Raw genomic sequence first — 14,828 nt, 5'->3', positions numbered from 1 at the left:
TTTAATTTCGCGGGTGTAAAAAAACGACTGAGGGCGCGGTGTCCGAGCTAAAGGCCCTGAACTTTTGACCCTCCCCCTCCCCTGAAACGATATTTCGTCTCATTTGTGCCGTTTTCGATCATTTTTTGATCGTTTTCGACTCCCGCTGCGTCTTCGCCTTGTGGCAGTCGCGGTTGATCGCCCGAAGGTTGTAGTCATCGTCGGTCCCGCCGTGGGCAAGGGCGACAATGTGGTCAACCTCGTGTGCTTCTCTGATGCGGCCAAGCTGGGCGCAGTCGTCACACCGGCACAGGTACTGATCTCGCTTCAGGATTCGCTCACGCTTGCGCCGCCAAGGACGACCACCACGGCCTGACCCCTTACGTGTAGCCCAAGCCTTGGCCTGCTCGGCAGCCAGGTCAGCATGGCCATCGCAGTAGCCATTGGCATTGCGGTGCAAAGCACGACAGCCCTGGGCGCGACATGGCCGCTGAGGTCTCAACGGCATGGCGCGCCACTCAGGTAGGTCTGCGATGGCGCATCAGGATCGACACCGCTTTCATCCGCCAGGGCTTCGATCAGTGCCAAGTTCTGGGTTGCGATCTGCTCGAGCAGGCTTGTCTGCTTCTTTTGCTCTTCCAGCATCTGTTCCAGTAACGAGATCACGGGCTCGCTCATACGCCACCTTTGTCCACTTATTGATCCATTCGCGCCGGGCGACGCATCCACTGCAGGCCATCAGTCCACCCGCAGGATCTTGGCCACGTTGCCCTTGGCCCTGCAGACCAGAACGGCGGCCAGTAGATAGAACGCGGTGTTGAACCAGGAGGCATCGGCGAAGTCGTCATGCATCACCATCCGCCCGACAAGGCTGATGAACTGCATGCCGGTAACAGCACATGCAGCCCAGGCCATCAGGGATACACCCAGCTTGTAGCGGGCGTCCGGGTAAGGCCGGTAGCGCAGGCCGATCATCACGAAGATGACCGCACACAACGCGGCCTGTATAACGGCAACCATTCAACCCTCCTTCCTGGCTCGCAGGCGGAAGACCCACTGCAGCCAGGTCGGCATGCGGCCGGTCTGCATCCACTCCAGTAACCCGGAGAACGTGACCACGCAGAGAACACCGCAGACAAAGGCGCTGAAACCGGCGGTCTGGGTCCAGGCCCGTCCCATCAGTTCAGCCGCACCGAAGTAGCCGCCGATCCAACCGGCCAGAAGGTAGCCTATGCGACGCCAGGTGCTGATGTCCTTGGCGAACACCACATAGAAGAAAGCTCCACCGAATGCGCCGACTAGTGCAGCGAGATCCAGCTGGGGAAATGCAGCACCTAGTCCGACGCTGGCAAGTACGCCGGTCACTGCGAGGGCGCCGGTACTTGGCTCGGCCATAAGCACTGCTCCATAAATGAAAAAGCCCCGCACAATGGCGGGGCTCAGGGTGTCAGCGATCAGACTGACTCTTTAGGCTCGTTTTTCACAGCCTGGGCGGGAGGTGTCGATAATCAAATCACCCTCCACTCGATATCCGATGGAGCCCACGAGGAAGGCGTGGTTGAGCTGGCTCATCACAACATCCGAGAGACCAACTGCACACCCATCCTTTTGAATGGCGTTATCCATAGCAGTCTTCATGTTGGGAATGCCGAACGGAAAGAGGATAACGGGGTAGGTGTCTTCGCCAGTGACTCGGGAACCCTTCACGAATTTCGAAGAATTGATGTTGTAGTTCTTGGTGCTCGCGACAGTCATGTCGGCTACTCGAACAGTGCAGCCCGAAGCGACAGCGGCGGCGACAATAACAGTGAAGATGGCTTTTTTCATGGGTTCCCTCCAGGTGAGGGCGCGGAATATATCAAAAAGCCACTACAACAAAAAGCCCGACGCTAGGCCGGGCTTTTAGTGCTCACTCCTCAACACGCGCAGGAATGACAGGATGGAAGTAATTTCGCTCAGTCGCTCACTGATGTCAACAGGCAATCATGCAACCTCTTTCATCAAGAGCCCCTCGGCCTCCAGAATCACCCGAACCTCTGCCAACGCGTCGTCAATCATGCCGTCGAGCTTTTCGTTGATCTCCAGCCTCCAACGCCGGCGGGTGGACTCCGGCGTGGCGTCGAGATCCCAAGTGTTCATGTCGTAGAAGCTGTCAGGCAGTATGATCACATCCTCTTCGAGTGCCTCGATGCGCTTCTTCGCTGCTTGGCCAGCGGCAACTGCAGCACTCACAGTGGCCTCGCGACGCCATGACGACGCATCCAACGGGATATCCACCGAAACAGATTGCGGAGCCTTGCGGCGTGCCCCCTTAAGCTTTGGAATCGCCCAGGAAGTCACTGCCTTGTAGATGAACAATGCCGGTGCTGGGCTAGCGATTAACGGACGGACCAGCGTGATCGCCTGAACCTTCTTCACCTTGTTGGTGCTGTATTTGGCGACCAAAGCATCCCAGTGCCTGCCCCTAAGCATGTGGTGCAGGCGCGCCGACAGCCAGTAATCGACCTGGGTGCGATCGATGCCGTCTGATCGTCCACCCAGCGAGGCCAAGCATCCGCCCTCCTCCTCCGCCGATTTGTACAGCTTCTGCCACGCCTGGGCCTTTGCCGATCCCTTCTCGCCCGCCGCCAGAGCGGCAACTACTGCACCCGAAACGCTGCTGTAAACCATGGTCCTTCCCCCTCAATCCCCGGTGTAGTTGGTGCCGCCGGCACCGCGCCGGTTGCTTCCCTGATATGTCGCCCCAGGCCCGGATGCCTGAGGGTTCTTCAACTGCTCGATCTGCCGGTTCGCGGCCTGCAGGGCCAGGCTGAGCTGGGTCACCAGTTCAGCCAGGGCCAGGGCCTCGCCAGTTGCAGCCGCTACCCAGCCCGAGGCGTTGCAGTGGTCGCATGGCAGTTCGTGAAACAAACCCTTGGTGACCGCTCTCCCACGGCACGAAGCGCACTCTTCCAACTCGATCACGGCCTTCTTGAAGGCTGGGCCGTGGCTTTTCCTCATGCAGGCACCTTGAACAAGTGACAAATCTCCTCAGCGTCAAGCTTCGGCACCTCGTCGCCGCGCAGTGGGCGCAGGTGCTGCGGATCACAGCCGGCCAAGTTGCTGATCACCTTGCCGCCCTCGGCGTTACGCACCAGGTCTTCGCCGGTGACGATCCAAAGGCCAGGGGCATCCGCGTCGAAGTAACCGTCCTGGCGGAACACGGAGCCGAACGGCGGAACGAACTCCACCAACTCCACCGAACGACCGATGTTCTCGGTGACGCTGAAGGCTCCGGTGATCAGAGCGAGGTCGCCCGGCTTAAGCTTCTGAGTCATTTCGAATCCTCGCTTATGGTGGATACCGGAAGTCCGTCGAACCCCGCGCGCTCTGCGGCCTTGGAGAGAGTCCATGAATCCGTTGATCTATCACCGGTCAAGCCGTGAACCGACTCGAAACCCTTCTGGTCAAGATGCGCATGCCACTTCTCCAGCGCCTCACGCTTGCGGGCCATGACGTCGGACTGGATGTACACCTTCACGTTGTGGCCCATGGTGTGATTGATCAGCAGCTCGCCCACCAGGTGGTCAACACCCAGGTCAGCCCAACCGGTGCGGGCCAGCTTGCGCAGGTCGTGACTGGTCCATTCGCCCTGCCCCATGGTCGCGAACACCGCAGAGGCCTTCGACTCACTCATGGGCTTGCCCTGCCGCCCCGGGAACAAGAACTCACCCTCGTAACTTTGGTTGAGCTGGATCTCGCGGCAGGCCATCAGCAGGAAGCGCACCTGGTCGGTCAGGGGCAGGCGGTGCTGCACGCCGGTCTTGGTGTGTTCGGCGGGGATGAACCACTCCCGTTCGGCCAGGCTGATATGGCTCCAGCGGGCCATGCGGGTCTCGCCCAGGCGGGTGCCGTGGCAGAGCATCATCAGGGCCAGCAGCCCATGCTGCGGGTTGTTGGCCAGCGTGCTCTTCATGCGGGCCATCAGCTCTTCAAGGTGCACACCCCGCAGCCGCGATGGCTTGACCGTGACCTTGGCCTTGGAGAAGTCACGAAAGCGGATGCCGGCCATGGGGTTGGTGCTGATCAGCCCGAGCTTGGCGGCCTGCCGGAAGGCCAGGGCCAGCAGCTGGAACACCAGGCGCACGTAGTCGATCGACAACGATTCTTGCAGCGGCCACATCAGCTCGCGGTCGAGCAGCGCCTTGTCGATCTGGGCCAGCGGGATCTGGCTGAGGCGCGGCACCAGATGCTGCTTAATCGCCGACGCCGCCGTGCTCTTGCGCTTGGTCGACAGGTTGCGGTCGCGGGACATGCGCTCAGCGAACCAGGCCAGCAGCTCACCGGTGAGCACCCAGCTCGACAGGCTCGATCCTTCGCCGGCTTCCAGGCGCAGGCGGATGTCGGGCAGCGCAGCGGCCACCTTGGCAGCGCTCAGCTCAGGGTACGAGCCGATCAGGTTCCACTTGCCCTTGTGGATCAGGTACCACGACCCGCGCTCGCGGGAGCGGTGAAAGCGGAAATACAGGCCGTGGTTGCCCAGGGCGCGCAGGTCGCGCACCTGGCCGGCGGCCTGCCGGCGAATCTCTGCATCGCTGATTTTCACAGCGGCGGTATTGGTCATGCTGCAACCTCCGTTTTCGGCAGCAACAGGTAAGCCCGCAGCTGCTCCATAGCGTCGAAGTGCCCTCGGCACACGATGGCGAGATAGCCCTGATCATTCAGGCGCCTGATGCACGCCTGTTGACTGGGAGAGACGGGCGCCGGGTCAACCGTCGCCTTGAATTCGATGTACATGCCGAAGTAGCCGCCCCGAGCCATCGGCAGGACCAGATCAGGGATGCCGGCCTTCACGCCCTGGTGCTTCAGCTTTTCAGCAACCTTCTTGTGCCTGTGACCACCGTTCGGTACGTGGTAGATCATCTCGAAGACGTCCGGGTAGCGAAGCGCGATTTCTTCCATCAACGCGGCCTGCTCTCTGCCTTCTCGGTCTACGGGCTTCGTCCGAGGCTTCTTGGCCCGTACAGGCTTCATGATCGCCGGCTTCACTGTTCCGCCCTCCCCAGCTGGGCTTGGATCTTCGCCAGGGCTTCAGGGGAGACGAACGCCCGGCCGCCCAGCATGATCATCGTGTCGCAGGGGACTTCCTTCGTGCGCTGCCGAAAACGAAGGGCCGGAGCGTTCTTCCAGTGGCACCACTTCCGCTCTGTCTGCCAGCGAACGGTCTTCGTCTTGGGCAGGTACTCGCTGACATAGATCGGAATGCCGCTGAACATCATGGCTGGGCTGATCATGCGGCCACCCTCCCTTCGCTCACGAGGATGTTGAGCGTTCGCACCACGCCTTCCAGGTGCATTAACCGCAGCTCTTCGAGGCTGAACGTGGTCTTGCTGCGCGAATCGACAGCGTCATGGCAAGCGCTGCAAGACCACGCGCCCTGCAGGTCGTTCGGCTTGATACCCACGCCGCAGGTGCCGGCCAGGCGGTAGTGCGCCAGAACGGTGGTTTCCGGGTTGCCGTTACAGACACCCGGTATGCGCACCTGGCACTCACGCCCGCGCGCGGCCTTGGTCAGCTTGGACTGGCGCATCAGATCGCCTCCCGGCCGCGGTGGGACGCCCAGTCGAACGGCAGGACGATGCCGCCGCCTTCCCGCAGCCGGTCGGCTGATCGCTCGCCCATAGCCGCTGGCAACTCCTTCGCGCCAAGGTTGGAAATCACGATGGTCGGCAGCATCCGCTCGTAGCGACCGTTGATGATCGAGAAAAGCCGGCTCAGCTCGAAATCGCTCGGGGCCTCCTTGCTCGCTCCGACTTCATCGAGAACCAGCAGTGACGGGCGAATCAATGCGTCAAGGATGCTCCCCTCGGTCTGGCCGGAACCACCATCGAACGTGGCGCGGATGGCCTGCAGGATACCGCCGAGGGTTCGATAGGCAGCCGTATGCGTGGAATTGGCCATGACAGCCTGGGCGATCGAAACCCCCAGATGCGTTTTGCCGGTTCCGGGGTTGCCCACCAGGATCAAACAACGGCCGGCGGCCAGGTTGGCATCAAACTCGGCGGCGTAACGCTCACAGCGCGCCTTAGCCTTTTGCTGGCCGTCGCAGCTCACTGCGTAGGTGTCGAACGTCTTGTCCTTGAAACGCTTTGGAATCAGCGAGTCTCCGAGCTTGTAGGCCAGATCCACGCGCTGACGCTTGATGTCTTCGGCCTGGGTTTTGGCGACCTGCGCCGCCTTGCAGCCCGGGCACGGCGAGCGGAACGTGTGGTTGAGCACCTGGTGTGTGGTTGCTTCATACGGGCCATGCTCTTCGCACATGGCCATACAGGTGACCTGCGGGCCGGCAATGCTGGACAGGTGAACCACTTTTTCAGAACGCATAGGAGCCATCCCCCCGTGGAATAAGGCCATCGTGATAGTCGCGGTCGTTGAAGCCGTGGTCACGGCTGTTGGGCTTGCCCTGGGCGGGCGATTGGGATGCAAAACGTTTGGTGACCCACTCCACTTCGAAACCCTGCCATCCGCTCTCGATGGCGATCTCCATCGCTTTGCTAGGCTGAACACCGAAGGCCTTGCACTGCTCGAGCTTGGAATTCAGCGCCGACCAAATGCGTGCAGTCAGCGGCGCACGCTTGGCCTTGCGGATAGCTAGGTAATCAGCGATCAGCGCCTCGCTCAGGTCGTGCGGGTTGTTGGCCAGCAGATCGCGAAGGCCGAAAGGCTTCTTGCGGTCAGGCTTGCCATCCGGGACCGGATCAAGCTCAGCCTTGGGGGGGCATGTAATCTCTTCCGTAGGAAGAGTTACATAGGGGGTTTCTTTCTTAGAATAAAGAAGGGACTCGGCGGTTTTGGTCTGTTTCGACTCTTCGCCGATTCGGACCACTTGAGCCGATTCGGCTGTTTTGGTCTGTTTCGGCTCAATGACGTAGACCCAGTCTTTCGGGTCATTCACGCCGATGTCACCACGGGCACCGCCATCACGGAACAGAACACGACGACGCAGCAGGCTGGAAATCGCCTTGGATACGGTGTCGGGGTGGGCGTGTATGGCTTTGGCGATATCGGTCGCAGGGATGCGTTGAGCGCCCGCGCCGAAGTTGATGGTGGCCTTCGCCACGTACAGCACAATCTTCATCTCCCGAGCTGGGAGATCGATAGCCAGCAGGCCATCCATGAGCTGGTTGTCCATCCGGGTGAACCCCCTGGACTTGTCAAGTGGGACGATGTTTGTCATGCTCTGGTCTCGTTTGAAGCTGTAGAGAAAGCCGCCCTGCCAGGCGGTTTTTTTTCGTCTGCGATTCCGCTACTGGATGGATTCGCAGGTGTTTCGGCCATCTACTGGCGAAACGCCACAAGACGGATAATGCTCATCACGAAGCGGCCTTATCCTCAGATGGATACAGGTCTGGTCTCAGCTGATGGCGTGTTACTTGCCCCCCAACAGCCTTCTCGAAGGGAATGACCAGATCGGCTGGCACCTTCTGGTTGCGGTGAACGCATTGCCAGATGCGCGGCTGGCTCGTATTGCATCGCCTGGCTAGCTCTGCCTGGCCCCCGGCCAAGCGCACCACCTCGTCAATTGGTCTTTCTGTGTTCGGCATGTCTGAGTGCCTCAATGGATCGTGCACCCGATGATAACTCAAGTTATAGATAAGGCAAACACATGTTATTTGATGGCTAATAACGTGTGTTTTACCCTTGCAGGCATGAACAAACCTTCCGAAATGCTCAAAGACCGCATCCTCGAGCGCCGCACGGCGCTAGGGCTAAGCCAGGCTCAGTTGGCCGAGAAATCTGGGGTAAGCCAGGTCACCATTCAGCACCTCGAGAGTGGTCGGAATTCGACTTCCAAGAAGCTGCTCGACATTGCGCGGGCGCTTGGGGTTACAGCTGAATGGCTGGCGTCCGGGGAAGGACCTCGCCGCGAGCCCAGCAATGTTCAACCTGTGAGCCAACAGCCCGAGTCGTTCCGCTATCCGGTGATCAGCTGGGTGGCTGCAGGGGCATGGGCCGAGGCAGTAGAGCCATTCCCGCCTGGATACTCCGATCGATATGAGATGTCAGATTACGACTCCAAGGGGGTCGCATTCTGGCTGGAGGTGAAGGGTGACTCGATGACCTCTCCGGTTGGTACGAGCATTCCCGAGGGAATGCTGATCCTTGTTGATACAGAAGCCGAAGCGATACCCGGCAAGCTGGTAGTGGCCAAGCTAGCCGACAGCAATGAGGCGACTTTCAAGAAGCTGGTTGAGGATGGAGGCCGACGCTTCCTCAAGCCACTCAACCCAGCCTACCCCACGGAGATGTGCCTAGAAGGCTGCCGAATTGTGGGCGTAGTGGTGAGAGCGACGATCAAGCTCTAACACCACCGCCCACCAACGCCCGGTACATGCCGGGCTTTTTTTCGCCTACTGAAAAGAGCCGGCGGTAAAGAATCTTCCCCGGGGTATTGAAAAATCCTACCGCACACGATAACTGTATGCATATACAGTACAAGGAGTTTCATACCATGTTTCAGCTAGCCTTCTCGCACTCCCCTTCCCTGTCCTATGAGCGGCTTGGCTACCGCATCCAACAAGCGATCTCATCTCCACACGTTCAGAAAAGGCAGTGCGTCGAGCTTCGACCAAACCATGACGAATCCCCTGCCGACTGGCGCCGGCTGATCTCCGACCTGGAGGAGACCTCAGGCATCAAAGTAGAGGCCCTGGAATCAGGTCTGATCAGGATCGGATGGCGAGAATTCACCGAATCATGAACACCTGCCCGCTGATCGCGGGCTTTTTTTTGGTCGGATTTATAACTTGAGTTATTGACACAGCAAAAACCTGAGTTATTATTCGATTCATAACACAGGTTATAGGCAGCTACGGCAGCCACCGCTCTTTACACAACTCGACGCAACACACCATCAGGTGGGAAAGGTAGCTAGCACGCTCATAGGCAGGAGCCTCCCTGAGCGATGCCGTATCGACCTCGGATCCTGGTGGCAAACCATCGACCAATTACAGAGGAGCACCTTAGCCATGAAGTAGTTACCGCTTCACCAGCGAGGTGCAGCAAGCCTGAAGGCTCCGCCCATATCTCAGACAGGCAGCGGCAAGTTGTGGCGTCGATGTCACCGCGCATTGGCCGGATATCCGGTAGCCCACCCGAAACGACGAATCACTGCTGAAGCAGCATCCCCGGCCTGTCGCCAGTAGCGAGGCCGGGGCGGTTTCACCGATTGGCCTTGGTAACAGGGCCAGACGGGAAATCAACCGCCCTGGAGGGCAAGACAATGAGCAGGCCACATTACTTGTTCGAATTGGATGATCCGGCGGCAACCGATGCTGATTACGAGGACGGGACAGGCCATGGAAAGTACAAGGTTTACGGATGGCGCGGCGAGGTCATCGACGTAGTTGAAACCCTGGAGGAAGCAGAAACTCTCGTTGCCGCCAACTCCTGAACAACCAGCGGCACGTCAGCCTGACGTTAACTGCCCGATCCACCTGGTTCCCCATCACCAGGCTGCATCGGTCGTGACGTTCGCCCTCCCCCTGGTCCGGGATGTACACGGCAGCGAGCTTCACGACCAATGCAGCCCACCGAGGACAACTCATGGAAACGATCACTTGCGGCTCATGGATTGGCCAGCTCGGCAAGGCGCTGGCTCCCCGCGAGCTTGAAGCATTGCTGTGGGTGGCCCAAGGCCTCACCACAAAAGAAATCGCCCGCGAAATGGCCGTCAGCCCCGGCACCGTGGCCAACCGCATCGAGAACGCGCTTTTCAAGCTGGAAGCCGGCCGCCGCATCGAGGCGGTCACCAAGGCTATGCGCCAACAGATCATCAGCCCGCTCTGCATCGCCCTCGCCTGCCTCATCTCCATGCATGCGGTGATCAACGACAGCGACCCGATGCGCCGCGACCGACGTGTGCCCGAGCGGCGTACCGCCCAAGTTCGAATCGTTCGCAAGGCCGAGGCCTTCGAGCTCCACGCCTGACCCACTGAGGACCAACCCATGCAAGCAGCCATCCAAGAAAGCCAGGGCAAACTCGACGTTCTGCGCCAGGAAGTGATCACCGCTACCGAGGCCTTCCGCAGCAAGTCACGTTTCTTTGTCACGCAGAGCGGTAACGGCTGGGCCGTTGTCTCTGCCAGCAACAATCGCGTATACGGCCGCAACGTCAGCTATCCCCAAGCCGTTCGCTATGCGGAGAGCCTGGAGCGCGCCATCGACGCCAAGACTCTGCCCGTGGTTGCGGTCGTGAAAGCTCGCCAGATCGGAGAAAGCGCGACGCGCTGGTGCTCGTTGATGGCTCTACTGTTCATCGTTGCTGCAGCGGTTTCCCAGTCATGAGCCGCGGGGTAAACAAGGTCATCCTGGTTGGCACTTGCGGCCAGGACCCGGAGGTGCGCTACCTGCCCAATGGCAACGCTGTGACCAACCTCAGCCTGGCCACCAGCGAGCAATGGACAGACAAGCGCTCAGGCGAGAAGGTCGACCGTACGGAGTGGCACCGGGTTTCGCTGTTCGGGAAGGTCGCGGAGATCGCCGGCGAGTACCTGCGCAAGGGCTCCCAGTGCTACATTGAGGGCAAGCTACAGACCCGCGAGTGGGAGAAGGACGGCATCAAGCGCTACACCACGGAAATCGTAGTCGACATCAACGGCACGATGCAGCTGCTCGGTAGCCGGCCACAGGGCCAGCAGCCAGGACAGATGCCAGATAGGCAGCCACGGCAACAGAGGCCTGCAAACCCGCAACAGAACCAGCAGGCAGCGCCACCTGATCACGACAGCTTCGATGACGACATACCATTCGCCCCGCTCCACTATCTGGCCGGTGCGTAGCCATGAAGCGCCGGCAGCAGGTTCACCCCACCGCCTACTACCTCGGGCGCGCCTGCCGCGACAACAGCCAGTCACGCGACGCCCAGCCATACGTTGGCTGACGTAAATTGCGCCTGGCGGCTCGCTGTTCATTATGAATGATACATGGTGCTCACTGAATAAAACGAATTAATGCTGCGTAGTCGCCGCAGTCCCGCAGCAGTATTTCTACGACTTCTTAACCACGCTACCAAAATACCTGCCAATAGCTGAACAGGCAAAAAACTGAAATTTTACAAATTTACCCGGCTTATATTGACGAAATTTCTTTCTCCTCTTTTTCAACATAAATGCCCTGGTTATTAAGAGGGCCATCTCGGAGGGCTCCATGGCATCATTAAAAACCGAAAAGTAATATTTCCTCCTATCTTCAGAAAGTCCCGACCCATCAATAAAATCAAAAACCTTCCAAGCTCGCGCATAAGTTTTTGACACCTTGTCTAGTTGAAACTCGGATTTGACATATGGCTTAAGCAGAGGCAAAGCCTTTTTTAATTCCATCCTATCAAACTCTGCCCGGCGCTTTCTGAGCCTCTGAAGCATTCGCTGAGCGTGAGTAAGATTATCATTGGGCAATTTCAATCTCAAATACGACTCTGCAGCCACTTCATATCTTTCTAGCAGCTTATAAAACGTAGACTCAAAGCGCTCCTCCTTCATGAGTTGTTGTTGTTCCAGCATAATGGAAGAAGTTTTACGAGCCTCCTCAGTCTGGATAAGTGTAGTGCGAAGCAATACTATGAGCGCAATAAAGCTAAGAACCGGATTAGTCAGCCCGCCCACGAAGTCTCCGACTTGCCCTAGATTTTCGCTAACGTCAAACTCCGGACTTACAAACACATGAAACAAAAAAAGCATTAACAGACCAAATGCGCAAGCGACAAGACCAACGTAAAACTGGTCATACGGCCTTATCTCACTGTTCTGTTCCCTCCGTGACATTTTGAACAAGTAAAGTGCCACACCCGAAGTCAATAATTGAAGCACAACCAACCCAGTCACTACTAAGCTCATCCGCATGCCCCTCCTATGGCGCGATGATCATAATTTTTTTTCATTTTTTTTCAATCAAATTGCCACTATGCCGCATCCGGCCACGGAGGGCGGCGCATGCATGGAGAAAGCCATGATCGAAGCCACCGAGAAGCAGCTCGGCCTGCTCTGGCACACCTTGGGCCTGAACCCAGGTTGCCGTACCGGCAACAGAAACCACTTCCTCACCAGCCCAGGCTATGACGACGCCAACAACCTGGATGTGCTGGTAGAGGCAGGCCTGATGACGCGCGGCAAGGCGCCGGCCTTCTGTGATGCTAATGACGTGGTGTACCGGGCAACGCCTGAAGGTAAGCAGTTTGCGCTTTCCAAGCTGCCACCACCGCCGCCTCCACGAAAGTACACCAAGTTCGATGCCTACCTCGATGAGTGCGAATGCTATGACGGCTTCGCGCACTTCCTCGGGATCAACCAACCGCAGATCCAGCAGCGCGGCGACTGGGGCAACTACGAATACCGTATGGTCCGCTACCCACGCGGTAGCGCCTACTGCGAACACCGCCGCCCCACCAGATTCGCGTACTGGTCGCCCTATCAAGAGCTTGAGGTTGCTGGTGAGTGGGCCACGACCATGAAGGAAGCCAAGGCGAGCTACAAGGAAACGCTCAAGGAATTCCGCGCCAACCCAAGCTTCAGGCGAGCGACTTCGGGCGCCTCTGCTCCGCCTGCCCCCGCCCTCTCAAACGATGAACACCTCAAGTCTGAGAGTTCATGAAATCTCGCTTGACGGCAAGCGCGACCTTGTACCTTTCAAGAGCATCTTGAACAACTTCATTATCTCCCGTAATTTCGGAATACTGATATTTCACCCAGCGCTCTTGAACTTGCTTGTGATGCTCATCTGCTTCGCGCAAACCACGAACAACACCCTGAATCCGGATCATCTTCGCCATTACAACTGAATGGGATACTACAAGCTCGTAACTTCCCAGCTCATGAGCCGGAATTCCTTTCAGTATTTCCATGTTGCTTTCAAAAAGCCCGCCAACGTGATAATCCCACATCAGTAAGAAACCATTCAACGTCGGCCCACTATCAACAAACTCAGACAATTTCCTGACATTTTTACAAGCGCTTTCCATCACCGCCAAATAGGCACCATCACGAAGCTCTTCCCTCTTCGCATCCGCGCTTGCTTGCATATTAATTTGTTTTCGACTTACTGCTAAAGCACCCCAAATGGCACCGATAGAGCCAAAGGCCTGGACCCAACTAGCAAGCTCACCCTTATTAAGATCATACGCCTTGATCAAAAGAACAGATACAAAGCAAATAGCAAGAGCCAAACAGATATTTTGAACTGACAACCACGGTTTCAACAGACTCTTGCCGTACTCGTTAAGCATTTTCACAACCCATCCTTGTTTTTTGAAATCATACGCGCGAGATATCCTCATGCCCACAGCAATCGATCTGTTCGCCGGCCTCGGCGGATGGAGCACCGGCGCGCGCGCCGCAGGCGTCCAGGTTCTCTGGGCCGCAAACCACTGGCCGGTGGCCGTTGAATGGCACAGCGCCAACCACCCCGATACGCAGCACGTTTGCCAGGACTTGCACCAGGCACGTTGGGAGCACGTGCCGGCACACGATATCCTGCTCGCCTCGCCCTGCTGCCAGGGCCACGCCAAGGCCCGCGGCAAGAAGTCGGGTAATCCTGAGCACGACGCATCGCGCTCGACGGCCTGGGCCCCGGTATCGGCTTTGGAGTTCCACCGGCCTCAGGCGGCGGTAATCGAGAACGTGCCGGAGTTCACCGACTGGGTGCTCTACCCGGCCTGGCTGCAAGCGATCCAAGCGCTGGGGTATCAGGCCGCTCCGCACATCGTGGACTGCGCCGACCTTGGCGTGCCCCAGCACCGGGTGCGCCTGTTCATGGTGCTGACGCGCAGCAAGGCACCGCTGATGCTTCAACTACCGCAGGAGCCACACGTACCGGCCACCAGCTTCCTCGACTTCGACGCCGGGCGCTGGTCTGAGATCGAGAAGCCAGGCCGGGCCCAGGCCACGCTCGACCGGGTCCGCAATGGCCGCCAACGCTTCGGCGACCGCTTCATCATGCCCTACTACGGCAAGGGCTCCGGCACTACCGGGCGGGACATCAACCGGCCGATAGGCACTATCACCACCCTGGACCGCTGGGCGCTGGTCGACGGCGACCGCATGCGGATGCTCAGCGCCAGCGAGGCCTTGGCCGCTATGTCGTTCCCAGCTGACACCCTTCGGCCAGACAACCACCGGCTTACAATGCACATGGCAGGCAACGCGGTACCGCCGCTGGCCGGACAGCGCGTAGTCGAAGCCCTCATCAAGGCAGCTTAGGGCGCTTCCAGTTCAACACCTACGAACTAAGACTTCATTCGAGCGACTTTTTTTAGTTTGACGAAACCAGAATTTTGGGTGAGGCGCCCCATCACTTGAATACTTCTCACTATTCGGTCCTTTGGCTCTTGCGGATCAAATACATAAAGCTCATTACCCGAAGTATTTATTATTTCTACACGCTTCTTCTGGTAGTCGGGACTAGTGGAGTCAAGATCACACAGTAGAGCTTGAATGGCAGCGCCTTTAGCCTCGAGTCCCGACATGAAGATCCTGCGCATGTCATCTCTTGCACCTGCTATCTCTCCACAGGCGAAGAAAAACCGATTGAACGCGGAAAACTCGTCCGAGCTTAAGTCCTTGGCAAAATAATGTTTATATTTTTCCCAGTTATTGAAACCTACTGGCCGTCCCATAGCGTTGTCAAAAGCATTCCTTTCAAGCACCGCAGATATGACCTGCTCCGTATGTCGGATGTCCATTACCAATATAGTTGCTGCCGCTTCCTTTTCGGAGCGCTTTTGCATCCAATAAACTATAAGGGCAACCATACCTACAACAAAGGTGACTATCCCCGTAATTATGTCTGAATACTCCATTGTTCCTCCCAGTGTCGCT

At 58.1% G+C, this 14,828-nt stretch carries 26 protein-coding genes; 8 read left to right on the top strand and 18 right to left on the bottom strand.

Annotated elements, in window-relative coordinates; all coding sequences use genetic code 11:
• Positions 1-118: 118 nt before the first annotated feature.
• The 15 genes from ACMGGN_RS06275 to ACMGGN_RS06205 all read right to left on the bottom strand — a co-directional run bounded on the left by ACMGGN_RS06275 (position 119) and on the right by ACMGGN_RS06205 (position 7,562).
• Positions 119-487 carry an HNH endonuclease gene (locus tag ACMGGN_RS06275; RefSeq protein ID WP_414156555.1) on the bottom strand — a complete coding sequence of 123 codons (369 nt, stop codon included), beginning with the start codon at positions 485-487 and terminating at the stop codon, positions 119-121.
• Positions 478-657, bottom strand: coding sequence for a hypothetical protein (locus tag ACMGGN_RS06270; RefSeq protein WP_414156554.1), 180 nt, complete (start codon positions 655-657; stop codon positions 478-480). Before ACMGGN_RS06270 ends, ACMGGN_RS06275 begins: the two co-directional genes overlap by 10 nt.
• Before the next feature lie 60 nt (positions 658-717).
• Entirely contained in the window at positions 718-999 is a 282-nt protein-coding gene (locus tag ACMGGN_RS06265) for a phage holin family protein (protein ID WP_414156553.1), read from the bottom strand.
• Complete coding sequence (locus ACMGGN_RS06260) at positions 1,000-1,374, bottom strand: putative holin (RefSeq protein WP_196914360.1); 375 nt, start codon at positions 1,372-1,374, stop codon at positions 1,000-1,002.
• Between the two features lie 72 nt (positions 1,375-1,446).
• The gene (locus ACMGGN_RS06255; RefSeq protein ID WP_012315773.1) at positions 1,447-1,806 is read right to left on the bottom strand and encodes a hypothetical protein; all 360 of its coding nucleotides are present in this window, start codon (positions 1,804-1,806) and stop codon (positions 1,447-1,449) included.
• Positions 1,807-1,962: 156 nt separating this feature from the next.
• On the bottom strand, positions 1,963-2,649 hold the full coding sequence (locus tag ACMGGN_RS06250) for a hypothetical protein (RefSeq protein WP_414156552.1): 687 nt from the start codon (positions 2,647-2,649) through the stop codon (positions 1,963-1,965).
• A 12-nt stretch (positions 2,650-2,661) separates the two neighbouring features.
• Positions 2,662-2,979: a hypothetical protein gene (locus ACMGGN_RS06245; protein ID WP_414156551.1), complete on the bottom strand. Its 318-nt coding sequence runs from the start codon at positions 2,977-2,979 to the stop codon at positions 2,662-2,664.
• On the bottom strand, positions 2,976-3,296 hold the full coding sequence (locus tag ACMGGN_RS06240) for a hypothetical protein (RefSeq protein WP_414156550.1): 321 nt from the start codon (positions 3,294-3,296) through the stop codon (positions 2,976-2,978). The genes ACMGGN_RS06245 and ACMGGN_RS06240 overlap by 4 nt, the downstream gene beginning before the upstream one ends.
• Positions 3,293-4,582, bottom strand: a complete 1,290-nt coding sequence (locus ACMGGN_RS06235; RefSeq protein WP_414156549.1) for a tyrosine-type recombinase/integrase — start codon at positions 4,580-4,582, stop codon at positions 3,293-3,295. The genes ACMGGN_RS06240 and ACMGGN_RS06235 overlap by 4 nt, the downstream gene beginning before the upstream one ends.
• Complete coding sequence (locus tag ACMGGN_RS06230) at positions 4,579-5,007, bottom strand: VRR-NUC domain-containing protein (protein WP_237858069.1); 429 nt, start codon at positions 5,005-5,007, stop codon at positions 4,579-4,581. Before ACMGGN_RS06230 ends, ACMGGN_RS06235 begins: the two co-directional genes overlap by 4 nt.
• Positions 5,004-5,252, bottom strand: coding sequence for a hypothetical protein (locus ACMGGN_RS06225; RefSeq protein WP_174142195.1), 249 nt, complete (start codon positions 5,250-5,252; stop codon positions 5,004-5,006). Before ACMGGN_RS06225 ends, ACMGGN_RS06230 begins: the two co-directional genes overlap by 4 nt.
• Complete coding sequence (locus ACMGGN_RS06220) at positions 5,249-5,548, bottom strand: DUF1364 domain-containing protein (protein WP_237858068.1); 300 nt, start codon at positions 5,546-5,548, stop codon at positions 5,249-5,251. The genes ACMGGN_RS06225 and ACMGGN_RS06220 overlap by 4 nt, the downstream gene beginning before the upstream one ends.
• Complete coding sequence (locus tag ACMGGN_RS06215; RefSeq protein ID WP_174142197.1) at positions 5,548-6,342, bottom strand: ATP-binding protein; 795 nt, start codon at positions 6,340-6,342, stop codon at positions 5,548-5,550. The genes ACMGGN_RS06220 and ACMGGN_RS06215 overlap by 1 nt, the downstream gene beginning before the upstream one ends.
• The gene (locus ACMGGN_RS06210; protein ID WP_414156548.1) at positions 6,332-7,195 is read right to left on the bottom strand and encodes a replication protein; all 864 of its coding nucleotides are present in this window, start codon (positions 7,193-7,195) and stop codon (positions 6,332-6,334) included. The genes ACMGGN_RS06215 and ACMGGN_RS06210 overlap by 11 nt, the downstream gene beginning before the upstream one ends.
• 136 nt (positions 7,196-7,331) lie before the next feature.
• Positions 7,332-7,562, bottom strand: a complete 231-nt coding sequence (locus tag ACMGGN_RS06205; protein ID WP_081941230.1) for a transcriptional regulator — start codon at positions 7,560-7,562, stop codon at positions 7,332-7,334.
• A 30-nt stretch (positions 7,563-7,592) separates the two neighbouring features.
• Here ACMGGN_RS06205 and ACMGGN_RS06200 point away from each other — a divergent pair, with 30 nt between their 5' ends.
• From ACMGGN_RS06200 to ACMGGN_RS06175, 6 genes are all read left to right on the top strand, one after another.
• A complete protein-coding gene (locus ACMGGN_RS06200; protein WP_174142199.1) occupies positions 7,593-8,324 on the top strand; it encodes a LexA family protein in 732 nt (243 codons plus the stop codon).
• A 146-nt stretch (positions 8,325-8,470) separates the two neighbouring features.
• Positions 8,471-8,719, top strand: a complete 249-nt coding sequence (locus tag ACMGGN_RS06195; RefSeq protein WP_414156547.1) for a DUF1654 domain-containing protein — start codon at positions 8,471-8,473, stop codon at positions 8,717-8,719.
• Between the two features lie 522 nt (positions 8,720-9,241).
• A complete protein-coding gene (locus ACMGGN_RS06190) occupies positions 9,242-9,412 on the top strand; it encodes a hypothetical protein (protein WP_414156546.1) in 171 nt (56 codons plus the stop codon).
• Positions 9,413-9,564: 152 nt separating this feature from the next.
• Entirely contained in the window at positions 9,565-9,948 is a 384-nt protein-coding gene (locus ACMGGN_RS06185) for a response regulator transcription factor (RefSeq protein WP_414156545.1), read from the top strand.
• Between the two features lie 18 nt (positions 9,949-9,966).
• Positions 9,967-10,305 (top strand): hypothetical protein, encoded by a 339-nt coding sequence (locus tag ACMGGN_RS06180; protein ID WP_414156544.1) that lies wholly within the window; start codon positions 9,967-9,969, stop codon positions 10,303-10,305.
• Positions 10,302-10,799, top strand: a complete 498-nt coding sequence (locus ACMGGN_RS06175; RefSeq protein ID WP_414156543.1) for a single-stranded DNA-binding protein — start codon at positions 10,302-10,304, stop codon at positions 10,797-10,799. The genes ACMGGN_RS06180 and ACMGGN_RS06175 overlap by 4 nt, the downstream gene beginning before the upstream one ends.
• A 207-nt stretch (positions 10,800-11,006) precedes the next feature.
• On the opposite strand, the gene ACMGGN_RS06170 is transcribed toward ACMGGN_RS06175, so the two are convergent.
• Positions 11,007-11,852, bottom strand: a complete 846-nt coding sequence (locus tag ACMGGN_RS06170) for a hypothetical protein (RefSeq protein WP_414156542.1) — start codon at positions 11,850-11,852, stop codon at positions 11,007-11,009.
• 112 nt (positions 11,853-11,964) lie between these two features.
• Between ACMGGN_RS06170 and ACMGGN_RS06165 the strand changes: the two genes are divergently transcribed.
• Complete coding sequence (locus ACMGGN_RS06165; RefSeq protein ID WP_414156541.1) at positions 11,965-12,606, top strand: hypothetical protein; 642 nt, start codon at positions 11,965-11,967, stop codon at positions 12,604-12,606.
• Here ACMGGN_RS06165 and ACMGGN_RS06160 read toward each other — a convergent pair.
• On the bottom strand, positions 12,587-13,243 hold the full coding sequence (locus tag ACMGGN_RS06160; protein WP_414156540.1) for a hypothetical protein: 657 nt from the start codon (positions 13,241-13,243) through the stop codon (positions 12,587-12,589). The two genes, ACMGGN_RS06165 and ACMGGN_RS06160, sit on opposite strands and share 20 nt — an antisense overlap.
• Before the next feature lie 43 nt (positions 13,244-13,286).
• Here ACMGGN_RS06160 and ACMGGN_RS06155 point away from each other — a divergent pair, with 43 nt between their 5' ends.
• Positions 13,287-14,210: a DNA cytosine methyltransferase gene (locus ACMGGN_RS06155; protein ID WP_414156539.1), complete on the top strand. Its 924-nt coding sequence runs from the start codon at positions 13,287-13,289 to the stop codon at positions 14,208-14,210.
• A 26-nt stretch (positions 14,211-14,236) separates the two neighbouring features.
• Here the strand turns inward: ACMGGN_RS06155 and ACMGGN_RS06150 are convergent, their stop codons facing one another.
• Positions 14,237-14,809 (bottom strand): hypothetical protein, encoded by a 573-nt coding sequence (locus ACMGGN_RS06150; RefSeq protein WP_414156538.1) that lies wholly within the window; start codon positions 14,807-14,809, stop codon positions 14,237-14,239.
• Between the last annotated feature and the right edge of the window lie 19 nt (positions 14,810-14,828).

Origin of the sequence: Pseudomonas sp. BNK-30 (assembly GCF_047456185.1) — a bacterium.
GTDB classification, from domain to species: Bacteria; Pseudomonadota; Gammaproteobacteria; order Pseudomonadales; family Pseudomonadaceae; genus Aquipseudomonas; species Aquipseudomonas putida_E.
Note: the sequence above shows the minus strand (reverse complement) of the source record. Positions and strands in the feature narration are given on the sequence as shown.

Excerpts from the sequence above, each read along its gene's own strand:
- ACMGGN_RS06265 (WP_414156553.1), bottom strand. The coding sequence starts at position 999 with ATGGTTGCCGTTATACAGGCCGCGTTGTGTGCGGTCATCTTCGTGATG.
- ACMGGN_RS06250 (WP_414156552.1), bottom strand. The coding sequence starts at position 2,649 with ATGGTTTACAGCAGCGTTTCGGGTGCAGTAGTTGCCGCTCTGGCGGCG.
- ACMGGN_RS06185 (WP_414156545.1), top strand. The coding sequence starts at position 9,565 with ATGGAAACGATCACTTGCGGCTCATGGATTGGCCAGCTCGGCAAGGCG.
- ACMGGN_RS06275 (WP_414156555.1), bottom strand. The coding sequence starts at position 487 with ATGCCGTTGAGACCTCAGCGGCCATGTCGCGCCCAGGGCTGTCGTGCT.
- ACMGGN_RS06155 (WP_414156539.1), top strand. The coding sequence starts at position 13,287 with ATGCCCACAGCAATCGATCTGTTCGCCGGCCTCGGCGGATGGAGCACC.
- ACMGGN_RS06165 (WP_414156541.1), top strand. The coding sequence starts at position 11,965 with ATGATCGAAGCCACCGAGAAGCAGCTCGGCCTGCTCTGGCACACCTTG.
- ACMGGN_RS06225 (WP_174142195.1), bottom strand. The coding sequence starts at position 5,252 with ATGATCAGCCCAGCCATGATGTTCAGCGGCATTCCGATCTATGTCAGC.
- ACMGGN_RS06220 (WP_237858068.1), bottom strand. The coding sequence starts at position 5,548 with ATGCGCCAGTCCAAGCTGACCAAGGCCGCGCGCGGGCGTGAGTGCCAG.
- ACMGGN_RS06200 (WP_174142199.1), top strand. The coding sequence starts at position 7,593 with ATGATAACTCAAGTTATAGATAAGGCAAACACATGTTATTTGATGGCT.
- ACMGGN_RS06190 (WP_414156546.1), top strand. The coding sequence starts at position 9,242 with ATGAGCAGGCCACATTACTTGTTCGAATTGGATGATCCGGCGGCAACC.
- ACMGGN_RS06210 (WP_414156548.1), bottom strand. The coding sequence starts at position 7,195 with ATGACAAACATCGTCCCACTTGACAAGTCCAGGGGGTTCACCCGGATG.
- ACMGGN_RS06235 (WP_414156549.1), bottom strand. The coding sequence starts at position 4,582 with ATGACCAATACCGCCGCTGTGAAAATCAGCGATGCAGAGATTCGCCGG.
- ACMGGN_RS06270 (WP_414156554.1), bottom strand. The coding sequence starts at position 657 with ATGAGCGAGCCCGTGATCTCGTTACTGGAACAGATGCTGGAAGAGCAA.
- ACMGGN_RS06215 (WP_174142197.1), bottom strand. The coding sequence starts at position 6,342 with ATGCGTTCTGAAAAAGTGGTTCACCTGTCCAGCATTGCCGGCCCGCAG.
- ACMGGN_RS06240 (WP_414156550.1), bottom strand. The coding sequence starts at position 3,296 with ATGACTCAGAAGCTTAAGCCGGGCGACCTCGCTCTGATCACCGGAGCC.
- ACMGGN_RS06260 (WP_196914360.1), bottom strand. The coding sequence starts at position 1,374 with ATGGCCGAGCCAAGTACCGGCGCCCTCGCAGTGACCGGCGTACTTGCC.
- ACMGGN_RS06255 (WP_012315773.1), bottom strand. The coding sequence starts at position 1,806 with ATGAAAAAAGCCATCTTCACTGTTATTGTCGCCGCCGCTGTCGCTTCG.
- ACMGGN_RS06180 (WP_414156544.1), top strand. The coding sequence starts at position 9,967 with ATGCAAGCAGCCATCCAAGAAAGCCAGGGCAAACTCGACGTTCTGCGC.
- ACMGGN_RS06170 (WP_414156542.1), bottom strand. The coding sequence starts at position 11,852 with ATGAGCTTAGTAGTGACTGGGTTGGTTGTGCTTCAATTATTGACTTCG.
- ACMGGN_RS06195 (WP_414156547.1), top strand. The coding sequence starts at position 8,471 with ATGTTTCAGCTAGCCTTCTCGCACTCCCCTTCCCTGTCCTATGAGCGG.
- ACMGGN_RS06205 (WP_081941230.1), bottom strand. The coding sequence starts at position 7,562 with ATGCCGAACACAGAAAGACCAATTGACGAGGTGGTGCGCTTGGCCGGG.
- ACMGGN_RS06175 (WP_414156543.1), top strand. The coding sequence starts at position 10,302 with ATGAGCCGCGGGGTAAACAAGGTCATCCTGGTTGGCACTTGCGGCCAG.
- ACMGGN_RS06245 (WP_414156551.1), bottom strand. The coding sequence starts at position 2,979 with ATGAGGAAAAGCCACGGCCCAGCCTTCAAGAAGGCCGTGATCGAGTTG.
- ACMGGN_RS06150 (WP_414156538.1), bottom strand. The coding sequence starts at position 14,809 with ATGGAGTATTCAGACATAATTACGGGGATAGTCACCTTTGTTGTAGGT.